Raw genomic sequence first — 15,695 nt, 5'->3', positions numbered from 1 at the left:
TCACGGCTGTTCGTGGGCTAGTACGGGGCCGGCCAGGATCTCCTGGGCCCGCCCCGCGGCGATGAGTCCGAAGGCCTCGAACCGGCGCAGGCTGTCGGCCAGTTCGGGGTCGTCAAGATCGAGTTGCCGCGCCTGCTCGATGTCTTTGAGCAGCGAGCGCAGCGTGGCCGCGTTGAGCCGATCGGCCTCGCCCGCCTCGGCACGGTCCACCACCGCCCACTCCAGCGCCGTACGCTCGACCACGGTGAAGCGGCGGCGCAGGGCGTGGGGGGTGATGTGGCGGGGGGCGGGTTCGTTGGACGCTGCCTGGTCTTCAGGCAAGGCTTGCGCCACGTCTTCCCAGTGCGTGCCCGTCCAGCGGCGGCCGAGCACCGAGGTGTCGTAGCGGGGCAGAGGGAGCAGGTCGGGAGCGTTGAGCTCGGCGTGCGTTTCGGTGATGGCGAAGGCCACGCCGGCGGGGGTGAGCTGGGCGTAGTGGTGGGGCATTTATTTGTACTCCACCAGTTCCCAGCTACAGCTCAGTTCTGTAGTTTCTCCTGTCCATGCATAGCTGCCGAACCTCACCTCCAGAGAAGTTGAGGATATGAGTTGTATCCGGCCGTTGAAGCAACCGGCAATAGAGGTGCTCGAATAGCCATATCCGCAGATCCCCAGTAGATTGAGTTGGCTTTTGCTTGGATTAACTGCTGCTACTGCAATGGTGCGCCCAATGCTCTTCTCAATGGGGGCAACGATGATGATGCCTCGCTGAATGCTCTTGATTGCACTGCCGTTGCTCATTTGGATAGTCAGACCTGCAACTTCGCTGCGGGTGGCTGCCACGGCGCTGCTCAACGCAGCAATATCCGCCCGCGTCTTCACCAGATCGGCACTGATGACGGCATCCAGGCTCATGCAGGCACCTTTGCGCAAGCTGCGGTGTTGATGGAATCGACAGTGATGGTCTGTGTCATGCTGAAGTTCATGCAGCCAAGGCGGCCTGGTTGTCCTGGCCGGGTTGGCGCCTGCAGCCTGCAAGGCCGCTGGCGTTGCGCCCGGGTTGCATTGATGTTCTCGCGGTGGGGGCTTGGGCACCAGCGACCTTGGCTGTGCCGGAGGGCTGCACAGAGGCTTGGTTTGGCGCTGACTTGTTGTGCCGACCAAGCACGGCAAAGCCCCGGCCGCGTAGGGCGCCGGAGCTTGAGGATTGAAAAGGGGTATCGCTTAGGAGGTGGATTGCCGACGTTCGGCCTCTGCGGTTCAGTACTCTTCGATGCGGATATAACCCCCCATACCTGGTGAAGGAGTTGTGGGATTGATATGGCCGTAAGTTCCGCCGCCACCCGCACCGTAGCCAGAAGCGTTGCCTGCCACTGGAGTGCCGTTGGCACCACCTTTCCCGAGCAGGGAGTCTCCCCCGCTGGTCAACGTGCCCGTATTGCCGGGTGTGATGCCATAGCCTTGGCGGGAAGACACAGTGGTGGGAGATGCATCCCCATCCGTGCGTCCGTTATTGCCCCTGACGCCTCCTGCAACCCACAGATTTCCGAACTGGGTTTGGCCACCGTTGTTTACACCGCCGATCCCGACCTGATAGGCAATGCCACCTTTGAAGATAACTCGACGGTAGAGTTCATCGCCGGCTGCGCCCCCCGAGCCCCAGTAGGTGTATCCGTTGGAGTAGCTGCGGTAGCCGTTGCCGCCGCCGCCGCCAGCACCTATCAGCAGGATGTACTGGTAGGAGCTCTCCGGTAGAAAGACATGCATCCCCGAACCTGACGTGTACTCCGTCACTCTCAACGGCTTGCGCGACGCAGCCTGCGCCGTTCCCAGATTGGCCAGCGCGCTCTCGATCTGCGCCAGCTTGGTGGTCAGCGCAGTCGTCTGCGCCTGCACCGTGTTGACCTGACCCTGCAGCGCCTTGACGCCTGCATTCGTGATGGGATCGAAACTCATCCCTGTACCTCCGTGGCATTGACCCCCGATACCCGCCCCGTGGCGGCGTCGTAGGCATAGGTTTCCGTACGCACGCGCCCGCGGTAGCTGGTCTGCTGCTGGGAGACGCGGCCGGCGCCGTCGTAGCTGACGGCGGTGGTGGCGCTGAAGCCGTTGACGCTGCGCGTGATGCTGCTGATGCGGCCCTGGGCGTCGTAGCCGAAGCTTTCGCTGGTGGCGCCGTTGGCCGGGCCCAGCGCAAGGTGCTCTGGGTTGAGCTTGACGTTGACGCCGGCCACGCCGTTGACGCTGGCCACCTTGCCGGTGCTCAGCGACTGGACGGCGGTCTCCAGTTGCTCTATGCGGTGAGCCACCACGTCCATGGCGTCCTGCACGCCCTGGGAACTGGCCTTGGTGTCGATGAGCTGGCGCGCTGCGGTCAGCGCCTGGTCCACGTCCTGCACGGCCTGGCGCAGGCGCAGCACGTCGTCTTCCAGGCGGTTGTCGGGGTGGGGCAGGGGCCAGCCCTGCGCTGTCTTGTCGTCGTGCAATGTCATATCACGATGGCTCGCAGGTTGGTGACCTGGGGACGGGCGCCGTGGCTGCCCGTGAGGACAAGGCGGACACGCAGGCGCTCGGCGCTGATGCCGGTGAGGCGGTAGCTCAGTTCCAGCACGCCTGCGGTCTGGGGGCTGGTGCTCAGGTAGGGCACGTTGGTCCAGGCGCTGCTGCCTTCGGCCTGCATCTGCACGGCCAGGGCGCTGCCAGCGGGCAGCACAGCCTCGGCCACGACGTTGAGCGTGACGTTGGTGCCGGCGTTGATGGCGGGGCTGATGTAGTCGCCCGTGGCCTGCAGGCTGCCGGCTACCAACTGCATGCCCGGCAGCAGGTGGGCTGCGTGGTTGGTGTTGCCCGAAAGCTTGGCGCGCACGGCCACGTTGCCGCTGTAGCGGCTGGCCAGCTGCACGGCCTGGCCGGGCGCGGCCTCCAGCGTGCTGCCGTCTTCCAGCTGCATGGCGAAGACCAGTTGTGCGTCGGCTGCGGGCAGCATGGCGCCGGCCTGGACCATGAGGTCGGTGGCGTCCTGCACGGCGATGCTGCCCAGCTCGATGGTGCGCGTGGTGGCCGTGTGTTCGGCCGCCAGCAGTTCGAAGGTCATGTCGCGTGTCTGGTGGGGCGTCCAGGTGCTGGCATTGCTGCTGGACAGCAGCACGCCCACGCTGTAGGGCTGGCTGGTGACCCACTGCGCGCGCGCCGCGTCCCAGCCGCCCAGCTCGGCCACGGCCAGGGCGGTGGTGGCGTCGTTGGTCAGCACGACGATGGCGTATTCCACGCCCGACTCCAGCAGCACCGGCGCCCATTGCGCCTGCGTGGGTTTGGCTGCGGCGATGTCGGCGTTGATCTGGGCCGGCTTGAGCACGCATTCGGCCAGGATGCTGCGCGAAGGCACGCCGCTGGTGACTTCACGCAGTTGCACCTGCACATCCTTGTCGCCCGCCGCGGCGAACCACAGGCGCGTGCCGCAGATCTCGCGCGTGGTGCCCAGGGTGAAGGTCTGCGCCAGCGGGTCGTAGAGCTGGACCGTGATCTTGGCCACGCTGCGCTCGAGCAACTGGCCCTGGCCCGTGAAGACGGCTTCGGCATGGCTGCCGGCGCGTCCCGTGAAGTGCACGCTCTTGGTGCCCGAGGGCACGCCCGCCGGGATCCTGAACGTGCCTTTGAGTCCCTGCGCCGTGGCCACGAGCGTGCCGCCCGTCAGGGGCTGGGGCGTGACGGGAATGCCGTCGAAGATCAGCTCGGTGAGGGTTTCGCCCACCGGAAAATCCAGCCAGAACTGCACATCGATCTGGCGCAGCTTCTCCAGTGCCTTGGTGGATTCGGACAGCAGCTTTTCGGTTTCCGAAGGACGCGCCTGGCTGGGCGTCAGGCGCAGGATGATGGGGTTGGCCCATTGGGTCTGCACATCGGTCCAGTAGTCCACGGCCGGCGTCAGGGTGGCTGCGCTGGGCAGCACATCGAAGGCGCCATAGGGATTGACCAGCATGGAGCCGGTTCGGCCCAACTGGTCGAGCACGACCACAGGCTGGTAGGGCGTGGTCTGTGGAGCGGTGATGTCGGTGCCGATCTGGTGCAGCTTGGCGTTCATGGGCAGCTGCAGCTGTCCGCCCAGGATATGGGCGCTCTGGCTGCGCCCCGCATCGCGCAGGCCGTTGTCCAGCATCGGATCCGCAAACAACCCCTTCTTGACCCCGCTGTGCCGCCCCGAAACGTCCACCGACAGCCGCAGCTCGGCCAGGTCGGCGTAGATGGTCTGGATGTGGTCCTGGTAGGCCTTGAGGGTCTGCATGGGCACGACGCGCACGGCGTCCTGGTCCACGCGGCGGTTGCTGTCCCAGCTTTGGTAGACCGAGGCCAGGGCCAGGGTGCCGCTGGGTGCGGCCGGGACCTTGGGCGACCAGGCGGCGGGCACGCCGGGCACCCATTGCAGCTGGCCTTCGCTGTTGAGCACCAGGCGGTCGTAGCGGCGCAGCGCGTAGTGGTAGCTGACCAGTACCAGGGTGTCCTTGAGCGCGCCTTCCACGGTGAAGCCCGTGGAGTCCACGGCCGTGGGCGTGGCGTTGAGCATGTACTGGTAGGTGACCTGGTAGGTGCTGCCGGGCACGGGCTCGGCGCCCGAGGGGCTCCAGTCGATCTGGCCGCCCACCAGCTTCCAGTCAGTGCCCTGCACGTAGGTGGTGCCGGCCTGGACCACGCTGTCCACGGCCAGCACGGCGTTGTCGGGCAGCGGGTCGGCCGCGCCCGTGAAGCCGCCATGCGTGAGCGTGACGGTCTTGCGGGCCTGCACGCGCACCTGGGGTGTGCCGACAGCGGGCTGGCGGTCGAAGCGGATGCGCTGGGCGGCCGTGCCGGCCGAGGTGTGGGGCTCGCTGTCCACGAAGAACAGGTCGGGCTTGGCCTCGTAGACCAGGCGGCGGCTGGCACCCAGTTCCAGCGGATGGCCGTTGACGCGGGCGGCGCCCTCGCGCACGGTGTAGACCTGCTGGCCGGTGGCCAGGTCCTCGCCCATGATCACGTCCAGGCCGCGCACGACGTAGGTGCCGCCCGCGCTGTCGCGGTCATAGCGGGCCAGGGCCTGGGTGACGGCGTCGATGTTGGGCGGCGGCTCCTTGGGCATGACGGAGCCGTCGATGATGGTCCACACGGGATAGAACGTGCCGGCCGTGCCGTCGCCCTGCGCACCCCAGACCAGGGTGACGCGCTCGCGCAGCGCACCGGGCTCGCCATAGCCGCGCGTGCCGGCGGCGGGGTTGAGCAGTTCGGGGTCCTGCAGCTCGGTGACGGTATCGGTCTGCAGGTAGGCGCCCACGTAGACCGTGCCCACGGTGGCCACGGTCAGCGTGCCCGGCGTGATGCCGCGCACGGCGCCGGCCACGTAGAGCGCGCCGGCCTCGATGGTGGTGGCACCCGTGTCGGCGGAGGTGATGCACTGGCAGCCGCGGACGATATCGCCCTCCTTGAACAGCACATCGGTGATGCCGCGCAGGCGGTGCTGCTGCATGCTCTGCAGCTCGTTGAGTTCGGCCGATTGCAGCACGCGGTCGGCCGCGAACTGCAGCCTGTCGTAGCGCTTGCCGGCGTCGAAGCGGTCGTAGATCTTGGTCTGGCTCATGGGGTGCCGTTCAGAAGGGGAGGATGATTTCTTCGACCTGGCGCACGCTGCCGCTGCGCAGGATCCGGGGGCGGCGCTCCAGCGTGTACAGCTCGCCCTTGCCGGTCAGCTGGCTGGCCAGCACCCAGCGCTGGCCGGGCGGCACGTCCGTGGCGACCTGGGTGCCGAAGAACACGCCCATCTCGCGCACGTCCTCGCCCTTGGCGTCGTCGAAGCCGAAGGCCGCGCGCAGGTAGACGAAGGTGGTGGGTGTGTCGCTGACGCTGTAGCGCGCGCCGCTGGGCAGCTCGATCTCGCCGTTGTCGTCGGGCCGCGCAAAGCGCACCTCGGTGACCAGGCGGCGGCCGATTTCGTCGACCAGGGCGTTGGCGGTGATGGGTTCGGGCTCGGGCGCGGCGTCCCAGGCGGGCAGGCCGCGGCCCCAGGCGATGTGGATGGTCTGGGCGGCGACGGCCTTGGCGAGGGCGATGCGGCCCGCTTGCTGCAGAACTGCCATGTTCAGGGTTCCTCGGGTTCTTCGGTGGTGGTGGTGCGGGTTTCGAAGGATCGGCGCCAGGGCGTGCTGTCCCAGCGTCCGGTCCAGGTACGGGTGTTGTCGTGCGGGCGCTCGGTGCTGGCCCAGGGATGCAGGCTGGCCAGGGCCAGCGGAGCGGGCGCCGTCCAGGCGCTGTGGGTGGCCATGGCCTGCGCGGGAATGGGCCGCAGCGGCGCGTAGTAGGCGGGTTCGCCCGTGGTGGTGGCGTTGACTTCGGTGATGCCCAGGCTGGCGTCGATCAGGATCTCGCTGTCCAGCGTCCAGGCATCGAGCAGCATGCGGTCGGCATAGGTGGCGATGGTGGTGACGCGGAACAGCTGGGCCGTGAGCACGCCGTCCGAAGGCGGTGCCTCGGTGCCGGTGCGACGGGGCAGGCCCTGGCTGAGCTTGACGGGTTCGCCATACGGCGACACATCGATCCAGGTGCCGCTGTCGTTGTCCAGCATGCCTGCGTCCAGGCCCGGGCCGTGGTCCAGCCGCAGCGGGCGCAGGTCGTGGCCGTGGAAGACGCGGTAAAAGCGCACGTGCGCCGGCAGGCTGGCGCGCACCACATGGGCCACGCTGGCCAGCTCTGCGTCGCCGATGATGCGGCCCAGGTCCAGGTGCAGCCAGGCACCGTCCTCGTCGAGCTGCGCGCCGTCATATCCCAGCCAGCCCAGCGCACGCTGCATGGACGCGGCCGTGCCGCGCTCGCGCAGCCAGGGCAGGCCGTTGGCGATGAGGGCGGGCACGTCGTCGAAGTAGCGGTCGAACTGGGCAATGCCCCATTCGGCCGCCAGCCAGGGCAGAAAGGCCGCAGGCTCGCCCTGGGCCGGCGCGGGAAAGGCGCCGGCCAGGCCATCCCAATTCGGGACGACCTGGTCCACGGCCTTCTCCAGCGCCGTGGCGTTGGGCGGCAGCACATGGCGGCGGGGCGCCGTCGGGACGATGGCGGCGGTGCTCATGCCTGCAGGCCCTCGTCCACCAGCTGGACGCGGCCCAGCACCGGGTATTCGTCGGCGGCCAGCGGCGTGAGCTCGGCCGGGGCCAGTGCATCGGGGTAGGTGACGCGGGCAATGCCGTCCACATGCAGGCGCGTGGTGATCCACGAGCGCGGCACATCGCGTCCCAGCAGCGCGTAGGCCGCGATCTGTGCGGCCAGGCCGGCCTGCAGGCGCGCCACGATGTCCACGGGCGCACCGGGCTCGCGCAGCAGGTGCGCCGTGATGTCGATGGGGTGCGGGCGCGCCAGCGATACCGACACGGGTACGCCCAGCGGCCGTGCGCCTGGCGCATTGAGGGCCGACAGCACGATGGCCAGGGTCTCTTCGGCCTGTGCGGGCTCGACCAGCCACAGCTGCACGCTCACGCGGCCGGGCTGGGGTTGCGTGGCGATGGCGCTGTGCACATTGGCGCTGGCCGTCATGGCCAGGTGCTCGTAGTGCTCTGCCGTTCCGCTGCCGGCCAGCGCGCGCACGCGCAGCAGGATGCGCTGGCGGTAGCGTTCGTCGCTTTCGCCGGGCAGTCGGGCCACGTCATAGAAGGCGCCCTTGTGGTCCAGGTCCGAGCCCTGGGCGAACGCAATCAGGTGCGCACGCGCGGCATCGTTGACGCGCGCCCGGTACAGCAGTTCGCGATAGGCGTGCGCCTCCAGCAGCTTGTTGAGCGGCTCGCTCTCCAGCGCCAGGACTTCGGCGGCCTCCGGGTGGCGCGCCAGCAGATCGGCGCGGTGGGCGTCGAGGATGCGCTCGAAATCCAGCGTCTCGACGACGCCGGGCGGCGGCAGGGCGTCCAGTGCAGGGGTCATGTCTTGCTTCATGAAAGGGTGCGGGCGATGGGCATCTGCAGGCTCAGCGGTGCCGGGCGGCGCGTGTTGTTGAAGGTGCCGATCAGCGTCAGGTCGGCGCGCCCGGGTGCGGCCGGATCGCGCTCGATCACGATGCGTGTCAGGCGGATGCGGGGCTCCCAGCGCATCAGCGCGCTGGCCACGGCGGCGCGCAGGCGCGCTTGGGTGGCGTTGTTGTCGGGCTGGTCCAGCAGCGCCGGGACCAGCGATCCATAGTCGCGGCGCATCACGCGCGAGCCGATGGGCGTGGACAGGATGTCGGCCACGCTCTGGCGCAGATGCTCCATGCCCTCGATGCGGCGGCCTGTATGGCGGTTCATAGCGGCCCCTGCGTGATGGCGTCGCCCGCCCTGACGCCACCATGGCGATGGCGCAGCAGGCTGATGGGGCCGGTGGTCACATCTGGCGCGCCGGCCAGGCCCTGCGCATTGACGGTGGCCGAACCGCCACCTGCCTGCAGGCTGATGCCTTGCTCGTCGATGCTGATCACCGAGTTGCCCACGCGCAGCGTGATGCCATGGGCCACGTTGATGTTGAGACGGCCCGTGGTGCTGTCGTGCTCCATGAAATCGGTGGGGCTCCACTGCGTGTGGCACACCCCTTCGCGGTCGCTGGGCTGGGCTGCGGCACTGCTGTAGATGCCGGTCAGCGCCACGGCGCCCAGCAGGTCGCCGCCGGGCGACAGCAGCAGGCATTGCTCGCCCACGGCCGGTGGCCACCAGACGCTGGCGTTCTCGCCCGCGGCGCGCAGGGCCAGCCAGGGAATCCAGTTGGTGGTCAGGTTGCCGGTCTTGACGCGGCAGCGCGCAGGGCGCGCATGGCGGACTGCGGCGATGGTGCCCGTGCGGATCAGCCCCTCCAGGCGGCGGATGATCTCGTACGGGCTCTCGGTTTGTGCGACGGGCGAATCCATGGCGTTCATGGTGCCGGCCGGGCCCTTGCGTGTCGCCGTGTGCCGGGCGTGGCGCACGCTGCCACATGCGGCCCGGCATGCAGCCCGGCCACGCCTCAGCGCGGGTCGTAATTCCACTCGGCCACCTTCTCGCCGAACAGGAACAGCTCCCACAACTGGCGCTGCGCAATGTCGAGCTGGCCCGGCGGCTCGGGCTTGTAGATCAGGTCGAAGGCGCCGGGGCTGCCCTCGCGCGGGCGCGCCAGCACGGCCTCCACCAGGTCGATCTCGATGGCGAGCTGCTGCGGCTGCGAGGCGGCTGCAGGGTCCGTGGAAGGAGGCGCAATGTCGAAGCGGATCGCCTGCTCGCGCCTTTCGGCATGGTCGAACAGGTCCGGCTGGTGGCGCCGCGCCCAGACCAGCAGCGGCACGGTCACGGCATCGATGCTGCCGGTGAAGTCCGCAATCACCAGGCTCAGCGTGTAGCGGTATTCCCAGGAAAGGGACGGCGTGCCCGTGTTGACCACACGGCCCCTCTGGATGGTGAAACGGATGTTCCCCGGCGACAGTTGCAGCTGGGGCAGGGCAGCGACGAGCGCGTCGCGCAGGCTAGTGGGCTTGAGCATGGCGTGGGTCCTGGGTCATGGTGCTGGTCAGGGCGCTGGTCAGGGCGCTGGTCAGGGCGAGCCCGGCGTCGTAGGCGCGCTCGCAGGCGCTTCCTCGGTGGCGGGCGTCGTCAGCAATGCGCGCCAGCGCTCCCGCTCGCTCGTCAGCGCGGCGCTGCAGCTCGGCAAGCAGATCGAGGGCTGCGGTGTCTGGCGCGCACTGTCCGGCAGCGGCGCGAGCCTGGGCGGCGGCACGGTGGGCGGTGAGGTAGTCGGCGAGGTCGCCGCGCAGCCGGCCAGCAGCAGCGCGGGCAGCATCGGCATCCGCCGCAGCGCGGGCCAGGGCCAGGTCCGAGTCGCGTGCAAGAAAGTCGAGGCGTTCACGGTAGGCTCCTTCCCGTTGTCGATAGCGTTCGGATGCGTGCAGGGCGGCGGTGGCAGCGGCCTGGCGGTCGGTCGCCAGATCCGTGCGCGCCTGCGCCGCATCGCGCTCGGCACCCAGCCGCGCCAGCGACTGCCAGACCAGCAGCGCCGCCAGCAGCAGGGCCAGCAACTGCCAGGCATGGGTTTGCAGGCGGTCCATCAAGGCTGGGCCTTCATGCAGGCCGCGTGGCGCGCCTGCTGGCGTGTCCAAACGCCGCGGCATACCTTGTTGCCGGGTGCCGAGCAGTCAAAGCGCCAGCGCGTGGGCCGGCCTGCGCCATCCCATCGATAGGCGCTGAAGCCCTGCAAAGGCTGAGTGCTGGTCATCAATCGCCAGGCCAGGTAGGACTGGCAGGCGCCGGCGTAGTCGCCAGCCCGTGTCCTGGCCAGCATCGAGGAGCCGCGCCAGGCCCCGCAGCCGTACTGGCCTGCGAAGTCCACCGCCTGGGCGAACTCGGCCGGGTGCACCCGCGTGTCGCCAAGCGAATCACGCACGCAGGCGCCGTACTGCTGCTCCAGCAGGTTGATGGCCAGCTCGCGCGCCCGTTCGCGGGTGATGGGCGGGTCGGCCAGGGTCACGCGTGTGCCGTCCTCGTAGCGCGTGGCGCCGTGGCCGATGGTGGGCACATCGCCTTGCACGGGAATGATGGGCGCCGCACTGAAGCCTTCTGCGGCAATCCAGGCAGCAACGATGGCCGCGCCAATGCCCATTCCTGCCGCTGGCATGCGCGCTGTGCTCATGGCGCCGCTCCGGTGTCTGTGGCGGTCGAAGACGCCTTCCTGCGCGCGGCGTCCTCGGCCTGGCGCGCGCGCCGATCCTCGCGCTCATTGCGCCAGCGCCACAGCAGATACACGGCCTGCAGCAGCACGTAGACGATGGTCAGCGCGGTGGCGGTATGGGTCATGGTCCAGCCATTGGCCACGTTAGCGGCCACGACGGTGACGGGAGGCGCGGCCTTGGCGCCTTCCAGGGCGGCGGTCTTGACGATGGTTTCTCGGTCCATGTCAATCCCAGAAACTGATCAAGGGCAGGCTGGGCGCCTGGGTGGGTTCGGTCAGCTCGACGGCCAGGCCGGCGGGCACGTGGGGCCCGTGGGCCGACAGGCCCGGGTTGCGCTCCAGCGTGGCTTCCACCACGCCGCGCGTGGCGCCCAACTGGCGCATGCACAGCTCGTCCAGCGTTTCGTATTCACGGGCGATGGCCTGCATCAGTCGCGCTCCCTGTATGCAGGGTCGGCGGGAGCAGCGGCACGGGCCGGTGGCGGTATCGCCTGATCCGGCGCGGGAAAGGGAATGGCAAGACTCACTGAAGCTCCTCGTGGGCCGGCCCGCGCGGACCTGTTCCTGGTGCACCTGCCATGCGTGTGGCTGCGGATGCCGGGAACGCCTCAGGCCACCGGATCGCGGGGGCACCGGGCAGGCGGTATGCCGGGTCCGGCGCGCGGGCCGGGTATGAATGCCATGTTTGCCCAGGGGCGCCAGCCGGGCAATCGCCGAAGCCTGTGCGCAAACCGGGCACACCATCGGCGTATCCGGTGCAGGAACGACAAGGCCCCGCAGGGCGGGGCCTTGTCGAGGCGAAGGTGGGCTGGGCTAGCTGCGCTTGCTGCCAATTGCCTGGCTGCGATGCAGATGGTCGGACAGGTCGCCCGCCGCCGCGCTGAGCTTGCGTGACACCGGCAGCAGCAATGCGGTAATGGCCGAGGCGTGCACGGCCGTGCCCCGGGCTGCAGCCAGCAGCTCGCAGATGGCGGCCACTTGCTCGCTGGCGCTTTCCACATCGTCCCTGACCGTCTCAATCTGGTGCTGCATCACGTCTTCTTTCTACTGTATGCACATACAGTATAGGTCGAATGGGCAGATGTTTCAATTTGAAGTGACCCTGTTTCATCTGCTGATTGAGGACGGCAAGCGGGGTTTTGATCAGGTCGTGTACATGTCGACCTGGGGTGTGCAGAGTGCACCTCGAGGCTTTTGAACGGCCCGCGCGAATCCCGTGCTGTGGAGGTAAGTGATTGTTTTTGAATGGTTGACGACCCGCCCCCCGCGCACCACGCACCAACGCCGCTCAACTGCGGCGAACACTGCCCAAGTCCGCTTCCTGTAGGGACGGCCCGTTTGCAAACGGATTGGGGGATTCCCCGCAAGTGGGTGCGTCCGGAGGTTAAAACCGCCTCGTTTATAATGTCCGGCTTCGCTTACATCACGGGTTGAGCGAACCATGTGCGGTCCCCAGCGGCCAGGCGCATGTGATGTAAGCCCTTGAAATCTGAGGTGCCGCGCGGCCGACTGGCTTGGCTCGCGTCGCACCGTGACTTTTGCGCAATACGGTGCGGGCTGTACAGCAGCCGGCACGGTCCAATCCCTCATAGGAACAAACATGGCCGTTACTGTTGAAACCCTTGAAAAGCTCGAGCGCAAGATCACGCTGAGCCTGCCCCTGAACTCCATCCAGAGCGAAGTCGAGAACCGCCTCAAGCAAGTGGCGCGCACCGTGAAGATGGACGGCTTCCGTCCCGGCAAGGTGCCGATGAGCGTGGTGGCCCAGCGTTATGGCTATTCGGTGCAGTACGAAGTGCTCAACGACAAGGTCGGCGAGGCTTTTGCACAGGCCGTCAACGAAGCCAAGCTGCGCGTGGCCGGCCAGCCCCGCATCTCCGAAAAGGAAGGCGCTCCCGAGGGCGAGGCCCAGTTCGAAGCCATCTTCGAAGTGATGCCTGAAGTCAAGATCGGTGACCTGACCTCGGCCGAAGTCGAGAAGCTGACGGCCGAAGTGGACGACGCCGCCATCGACAAGACCGTGGACATCCTGCGCAAGCAGCGCCGCACCTTCGCGCAGCGCGCCCAGGCCGATGTGGCCGTGGACGGCGACCGCGTGACCGTGGACTTCGAAGGCAAGATCGACGGCGAGACCTTCTCCGGCGGCAAGGCTGAAGACTTCCAGTTCCTGGTCGGCGAAGGCCAGATGCTCAAGGAATTCGAAGACGCAGTGCGCGGCATGAAGGCCGGCGAGTCCAAGACCTTCCCCCTGGCTTTCCCCGCTGACTACCACGGCAAGGACGTGGCCGGCAAGACCGCCGACTTCCTGGTGACGGTCAAGAAGATCGAGGCCGCCAACCTGCCCGAAGTGGACGAGGCTTTTGCCAAGGCCCTGGGCGTGGCTGAAGGCACGGTCGAAGGCCTGCGCGCCGACATCAAGAAGAACCTGGAGCGTGAAGTCAAGTTCCGCGTCCAGGGCCGCAACAAGCAGGCTGTGATGGACGCGCTGGTGTCCAAGGCCGAGCTGGAACTGCCCAAGGCCTCGGTGCAGGCTGAAGTCGCCCGTCTGCTGGAAGGCGCCCGCGCCGAGCTGCAGCAGCGCGGCATCAAGGACGCCGACAAGGCCGAGATCCCTGAAGACGTGTTCCTGCCCCAAGCCGAGCGCCGCGTGCGCCTGGGTCTGGTGGTGGCCGAGCTGGTGCGCGCCAACGAGCTGCACGCCACGCCCGAGCAGATCAAGGCCCACGTGGAAGAGCTGGCCGCCAGCTACGAAAAGCCCGAAGACGTGGCACGCTGGTACTTCGGCGACCGCCAACGCCTGGCTGAAGTCGAAGCCGTTGTCATCGAAAACAACGTGACCGAGTTCGTGCTGGGCAAGGCCAAGGTCTCCGACAAGGCCGTGTCCTTCGACGAACTGATGGGCCAGGCCTGAGGGTTTGAGCACCGCCTGCCTGCCGCTTCGTGAGATCGGCGGGCGGGTTGGCATCTGCGGGGCTTGTGCTTTGGCGCACAAGCCCCATTTTCTTTCCGGATACGGCTAAAGTAGCCCCCTAGTACTGGAGAAAACATGAGCGCATTGGAAACTCAGGGTTTGGGCATGATCCCAATGGTCATCGAACAGTCCGGCCGCGGAGAGCGGTCGTACGACATCTACTCGCGCCTGCTCAAGGACCGGGTGATCTTCCTGGTGGGCCCTGTCAATGACCAGACGGCCAACCTCGTCGTGGCCCAGCTGCTGTTCCTTGAAAGCGAAAACCCCGACAAGGACATTTCGTTCTACATCAACAGCCCCGGCGGCTCCGTGAGCGCCGGCCTGGCCATCTTCGACACGATGAACTTCATCAAGCCCGATGTGTCCACGCTGTGCACCGGCATTGCAGCCAGCATGGGTGCCTTCCTGCTGGCCGCTGGCACCAAGGGCAAGCGCTTTGCGCTGCCCAATTCCCAGGTCATGATCCACCAGCCGCTGGGCGGCATGCAGGGCCAGGCCACCGAGATCGAGATCCACGCCCGCGAGATCCTCAAGACCCGCGAGCGCCTGAACAAGATCCTGGCCGAGCGCACGGGCCAGCCGCTGGAAAAGATCCAGCACGACACCGAGCGCGACTACTTCCTGTCCGCCGACGAAGCCAAGGACTACGGCCTGGTCGATCAGGTGATCAACAAGCGCTCCTGAAGCCCGGAGGCTGTATGAGAATGGGCGGCGTTTTCCCCCTACGGAAAACGCCGCTTTCCATTTGGTTATCATCCTTTTCCATATTTCTGTAACAAGGCACCGACCCCATGGCCGAGAAAAAAGGCTCCTCCAGCGAAAAAAACCTTTATTGCACCTTCTGCGGCAAGAGCCAGCATGAGGTCAAGAAGCTGATCGCGGGTCCGTCAGTCTTTATCTGCGACGAGTGCATCGATCTCTGCAACGAGATCATCCGCGACGAGCAGCCCAGCACCGAGGCCAAGGACGGCCGAGGCGACCTGCCCACGCCCGCCGAAATCAAGGCCAACCTGGACAACTACGTGATCGGCCAGGACCTGCCCAAGCGCACGCTGGCTGTCGCCGTATACAACCACTACAAGCGCCTGCGTCACAAGGACAAGGCCGGCAAGGACGAGATTGAGCTGGCCAAGAGCAACATCCTGCTCATCGGTCCCACGGGCTCCGGCAAGACGCTGCTGGCGCAGACGCTGGCGCGCATGCTCAACGTTCCCTTCGTCATGGCCGATGCCACCACGCTGACCGAGGCCGGCTACGTGGGCGAGGACGTCGAGAACATCATCCAGAAGCTGCTGCAAAGCTGCGAGTACGACGTCGAGCGTGCGCAGCGCGGCATCGTCTACATCGACGAGATCGACAAGATCTCGCGCAAGTCCGACAACCCCAGCATCACGCGTGACGTGTCGGGCGAGGGCGTGCAGCAGGCCCTGCTCAAGCTCATCGAAGGCACCATGGCCAGCGTGCCCCCGCAAGGCGGCCGCAAGCATCCGAACCAGGACTTCCTGCAGATCGACACGACCAACATCCTGTTCATCTGCGGTGGCGCGTTCGCGGGCCTGGAGAAGGTCATCGAGAACCGTACCGAGGCGTCGGGCATCGGCTTTGGCGCCACGGTCAAGAGCAAGAAGCAGCGCTCCATCTCGGAAGTGTTCCAGGAGATCGAGCCTGAAGACCTGATCAAGTTCGGCATCATCCCCGAGCTGGTCGGCCGCATGCCCGTGGTCACGGCCCTGGCCGAACTGGGTGAAGACGCCCTGGTGCAGATCCTGACCGAGCCCAAGAACGCCCTGGTCAAGCAGTACAGCAAGCTGCTGGCCATGGAAGGCGTGGAGCTGGAGATCCGGCCTGCCGCGCTCAAGGCCATCGCCCGCAAGGCGCTGGCGCGCAAGACGGGTGCGCGTGGCCTGCGCTCCATCCTGGAGCAATCGCTGATCGGCACCATGTACGAACTGCCCAATGCCGACAATGTCGAGAAGGTGGTGGTGGACGAGTCCACCATCGAAGACGGAAAAGCACCGCTGCTGGTTTACCGCGAAGCGGCCAAGAAAGCCTGATGCGCCGCTGCCTGCAAAGGTCCGGC

Annotated in this window: 19 protein-coding genes; 3 read left to right on the top strand and 16 right to left on the bottom strand. The window is 67.2% G+C overall.

The window, feature by feature from the left end; all coding sequences use genetic code 11:
• The 16 genes from G4D77_RS05915 to G4D77_RS05840 all read right to left on the bottom strand — a co-directional run bounded on the left by G4D77_RS05915 (position 1) and on the right by G4D77_RS05840 (position 11,676).
• Entirely contained in the window at positions 1 to 486 is a 486-nt protein-coding gene (locus G4D77_RS05915; RefSeq protein WP_213757922.1) for a hypothetical protein, read from the bottom strand.
• A complete protein-coding gene (locus G4D77_RS05910; RefSeq protein WP_213757921.1) occupies positions 487 to 894 on the bottom strand; it encodes a hypothetical protein in 408 nt (135 codons plus the stop codon).
• A gap of 345 nt (positions 895 to 1,239) precedes the next feature.
• Positions 1,240 to 1,935: a hypothetical protein gene (locus tag G4D77_RS05905; RefSeq protein WP_213757920.1), complete on the bottom strand. Its 696-nt coding sequence runs from the start codon at positions 1,933 to 1,935 to the stop codon at positions 1,240 to 1,242.
• Positions 1,932 to 2,471, bottom strand: coding sequence for a hypothetical protein (locus G4D77_RS05900; protein WP_047327083.1), 540 nt, complete (start codon positions 2,469 to 2,471; stop codon positions 1,932 to 1,934). The genes G4D77_RS05905 and G4D77_RS05900 overlap by 4 nt, the downstream gene beginning before the upstream one ends.
• Positions 2,468 to 5,584 (bottom strand): DUF4815 domain-containing protein, encoded by a 3,117-nt coding sequence (locus G4D77_RS05895; protein ID WP_213757919.1) that lies wholly within the window; start codon positions 5,582 to 5,584, stop codon positions 2,468 to 2,470. The genes G4D77_RS05900 and G4D77_RS05895 overlap by 4 nt, the downstream gene beginning before the upstream one ends.
• Before the next feature lie 10 nt (positions 5,585 to 5,594).
• Positions 5,595 to 6,080, bottom strand: a complete 486-nt coding sequence (locus tag G4D77_RS05890) for a BW3TFN family phage tail fiber component (protein ID WP_012204516.1) — start codon at positions 6,078 to 6,080, stop codon at positions 5,595 to 5,597.
• 2 nt (positions 6,081 to 6,082) lie between these two features.
• On the bottom strand, positions 6,083 to 7,063 hold the full coding sequence (locus G4D77_RS05885; RefSeq protein ID WP_012204517.1) for a phage tail protein: 981 nt from the start codon (positions 7,061 to 7,063) through the stop codon (positions 6,083 to 6,085).
• The gene (locus G4D77_RS05880; protein ID WP_250134260.1) at positions 7,060 to 7,905 is read right to left on the bottom strand and encodes a baseplate assembly protein; all 846 of its coding nucleotides are present in this window, start codon (positions 7,903 to 7,905) and stop codon (positions 7,060 to 7,062) included. The genes G4D77_RS05885 and G4D77_RS05880 overlap by 4 nt, the downstream gene beginning before the upstream one ends.
• An 8-nt stretch (positions 7,906 to 7,913) precedes the next feature.
• Positions 7,914 to 8,264, bottom strand: a complete 351-nt coding sequence (locus G4D77_RS05875) for a GPW/gp25 family protein (RefSeq protein ID WP_016445079.1) — start codon at positions 8,262 to 8,264, stop codon at positions 7,914 to 7,916.
• Positions 8,261 to 8,866, bottom strand: coding sequence for a phage baseplate assembly protein V (locus G4D77_RS05870; protein WP_213757918.1), 606 nt, complete (start codon positions 8,864 to 8,866; stop codon positions 8,261 to 8,263). Before G4D77_RS05870 ends, G4D77_RS05875 begins: the two co-directional genes overlap by 4 nt.
• A gap of 86 nt (positions 8,867 to 8,952) precedes the next feature.
• Positions 8,953 to 9,462: a phage tail protein gene (locus G4D77_RS05865; RefSeq protein WP_213757917.1), complete on the bottom strand. Its 510-nt coding sequence runs from the start codon at positions 9,460 to 9,462 to the stop codon at positions 8,953 to 8,955.
• Positions 9,446 to 10,024 (bottom strand): DUF2514 family protein, encoded by a 579-nt coding sequence (locus tag G4D77_RS05860; protein ID WP_213757916.1) that lies wholly within the window; start codon positions 10,022 to 10,024, stop codon positions 9,446 to 9,448. Before G4D77_RS05860 ends, G4D77_RS05865 begins: the two co-directional genes overlap by 17 nt.
• On the bottom strand, positions 10,024 to 10,605 hold the full coding sequence (locus G4D77_RS05855; RefSeq protein ID WP_213757915.1) for a glycoside hydrolase family protein: 582 nt from the start codon (positions 10,603 to 10,605) through the stop codon (positions 10,024 to 10,026). The genes G4D77_RS05860 and G4D77_RS05855 overlap by 1 nt, the downstream gene beginning before the upstream one ends.
• Complete coding sequence (locus tag G4D77_RS05850; RefSeq protein ID WP_016445084.1) at positions 10,602 to 10,868, bottom strand: hypothetical protein; 267 nt, start codon at positions 10,866 to 10,868, stop codon at positions 10,602 to 10,604. The genes G4D77_RS05855 and G4D77_RS05850 overlap by 4 nt, the downstream gene beginning before the upstream one ends.
• 1 nt (position 10,869) lies before the next feature.
• Positions 10,870 to 11,073 (bottom strand): tail protein X, encoded by a 204-nt coding sequence (locus G4D77_RS05845; protein WP_213757914.1) that lies wholly within the window; start codon positions 11,071 to 11,073, stop codon positions 10,870 to 10,872.
• Positions 11,074 to 11,457: 384 nt separating this feature from the next.
• A complete protein-coding gene (locus G4D77_RS05840; protein WP_016445086.1) occupies positions 11,458 to 11,676 on the bottom strand; it encodes a hypothetical protein in 219 nt (72 codons plus the stop codon).
• A gap of 568 nt (positions 11,677 to 12,244) precedes the next feature.
• Between G4D77_RS05840 and tig the strand changes: the two genes are divergently transcribed.
• The 3 genes from tig to clpX all read left to right on the top strand — a co-directional run bounded on the left by tig (position 12,245) and on the right by clpX (position 15,669).
• Positions 12,245 to 13,555 (top strand): trigger factor, encoded by a 1,311-nt coding sequence (gene tig / locus G4D77_RS05835; protein WP_016445087.1) that lies wholly within the window; start codon positions 12,245 to 12,247, stop codon positions 13,553 to 13,555.
• A gap of 135 nt (positions 13,556 to 13,690) precedes the next feature.
• A complete protein-coding gene (gene clpP / locus G4D77_RS05830; protein WP_016445088.1) occupies positions 13,691 to 14,299 on the top strand; it encodes an ATP-dependent Clp endopeptidase proteolytic subunit ClpP in 609 nt (202 codons plus the stop codon).
• A 107-nt stretch (positions 14,300 to 14,406) separates the two neighbouring features.
• A complete protein-coding gene (clpX, locus tag G4D77_RS05825) occupies positions 14,407 to 15,669 on the top strand; it encodes an ATP-dependent Clp protease ATP-binding subunit ClpX (protein ID WP_012204530.1) in 1,263 nt (420 codons plus the stop codon).
• Positions 15,670 to 15,695 lie beyond the last annotated feature (26 nt).

This window comes from Delftia sp. WY8, from assembly GCF_018437695.1.
Taxonomy (GTDB): Bacteria; Pseudomonadota; Gammaproteobacteria; order Burkholderiales; family Burkholderiaceae_C; genus Comamonas; species Comamonas tsuruhatensis.
Note: the sequence above shows the minus strand (reverse complement) of the source record. Positions and strands in the feature narration are given on the sequence as shown.

What these genes read in the sequence shown, in the direction of transcription:
- G4D77_RS05865 (WP_213757917.1), bottom strand. Translation starts at nt 9,462, where the DNA reads ATGCTCAAGCCCACTAGCCTGCGCGACGCGCTCGTCGCTGCCCTGCCC.
- G4D77_RS05880 (WP_250134260.1), bottom strand. Translation starts at nt 7,905, where the DNA reads ATGACCCCTGCACTGGACGCCCTGCCGCCGCCCGGCGTCGTCGAGACG.
- G4D77_RS05845 (WP_213757914.1), bottom strand. Translation starts at nt 11,073, where the DNA reads ATGCAGGCCATCGCCCGTGAATACGAAACGCTGGACGAGCTGTGCATG.
- G4D77_RS05915 (WP_213757922.1), bottom strand. Translation starts at nt 486, where the DNA reads ATGCCCCACCACTACGCCCAGCTCACCCCCGCCGGCGTGGCCTTCGCC.
- clpX (WP_012204530.1), top strand. Translation starts at nt 14,407, where the DNA reads ATGGCCGAGAAAAAAGGCTCCTCCAGCGAAAAAAACCTTTATTGCACC.
- G4D77_RS05870 (WP_213757918.1), bottom strand. Translation starts at nt 8,866, where the DNA reads ATGAACGCCATGGATTCGCCCGTCGCACAAACCGAGAGCCCGTACGAG.
- G4D77_RS05900 (WP_047327083.1), bottom strand. Translation starts at nt 2,471, where the DNA reads ATGACATTGCACGACGACAAGACAGCGCAGGGCTGGCCCCTGCCCCAC.
- G4D77_RS05905 (WP_213757920.1), bottom strand. Translation starts at nt 1,935, where the DNA reads ATGAGTTTCGATCCCATCACGAATGCAGGCGTCAAGGCGCTGCAGGGT.
- G4D77_RS05840 (WP_016445086.1), bottom strand. Translation starts at nt 11,676, where the DNA reads ATGCAGCACCAGATTGAGACGGTCAGGGACGATGTGGAAAGCGCCAGC.
- G4D77_RS05895 (WP_213757919.1), bottom strand. Translation starts at nt 5,584, where the DNA reads ATGAGCCAGACCAAGATCTACGACCGCTTCGACGCCGGCAAGCGCTAC.
- G4D77_RS05885 (WP_012204517.1), bottom strand. Translation starts at nt 7,063, where the DNA reads ATGAGCACCGCCGCCATCGTCCCGACGGCGCCCCGCCGCCATGTGCTG.
- clpP (WP_016445088.1), top strand. Translation starts at nt 13,691, where the DNA reads ATGAGCGCATTGGAAACTCAGGGTTTGGGCATGATCCCAATGGTCATC.
- G4D77_RS05890 (WP_012204516.1), bottom strand. Translation starts at nt 6,080, where the DNA reads ATGGCAGTTCTGCAGCAAGCGGGCCGCATCGCCCTCGCCAAGGCCGTC.
- G4D77_RS05875 (WP_016445079.1), bottom strand. Translation starts at nt 8,264, where the DNA reads ATGAACCGCCATACAGGCCGCCGCATCGAGGGCATGGAGCATCTGCGC.
- G4D77_RS05850 (WP_016445084.1), bottom strand. Translation starts at nt 10,868, where the DNA reads ATGGACCGAGAAACCATCGTCAAGACCGCCGCCCTGGAAGGCGCCAAG.
- G4D77_RS05855 (WP_213757915.1), bottom strand. Translation starts at nt 10,605, where the DNA reads ATGAGCACAGCGCGCATGCCAGCGGCAGGAATGGGCATTGGCGCGGCC.
- G4D77_RS05860 (WP_213757916.1), bottom strand. Translation starts at nt 10,024, where the DNA reads ATGGACCGCCTGCAAACCCATGCCTGGCAGTTGCTGGCCCTGCTGCTG.
- G4D77_RS05910 (WP_213757921.1), bottom strand. Translation starts at nt 894, where the DNA reads ATGAGCCTGGATGCCGTCATCAGTGCCGATCTGGTGAAGACGCGGGCG.
- tig (WP_016445087.1), top strand. Translation starts at nt 12,245, where the DNA reads ATGGCCGTTACTGTTGAAACCCTTGAAAAGCTCGAGCGCAAGATCACG.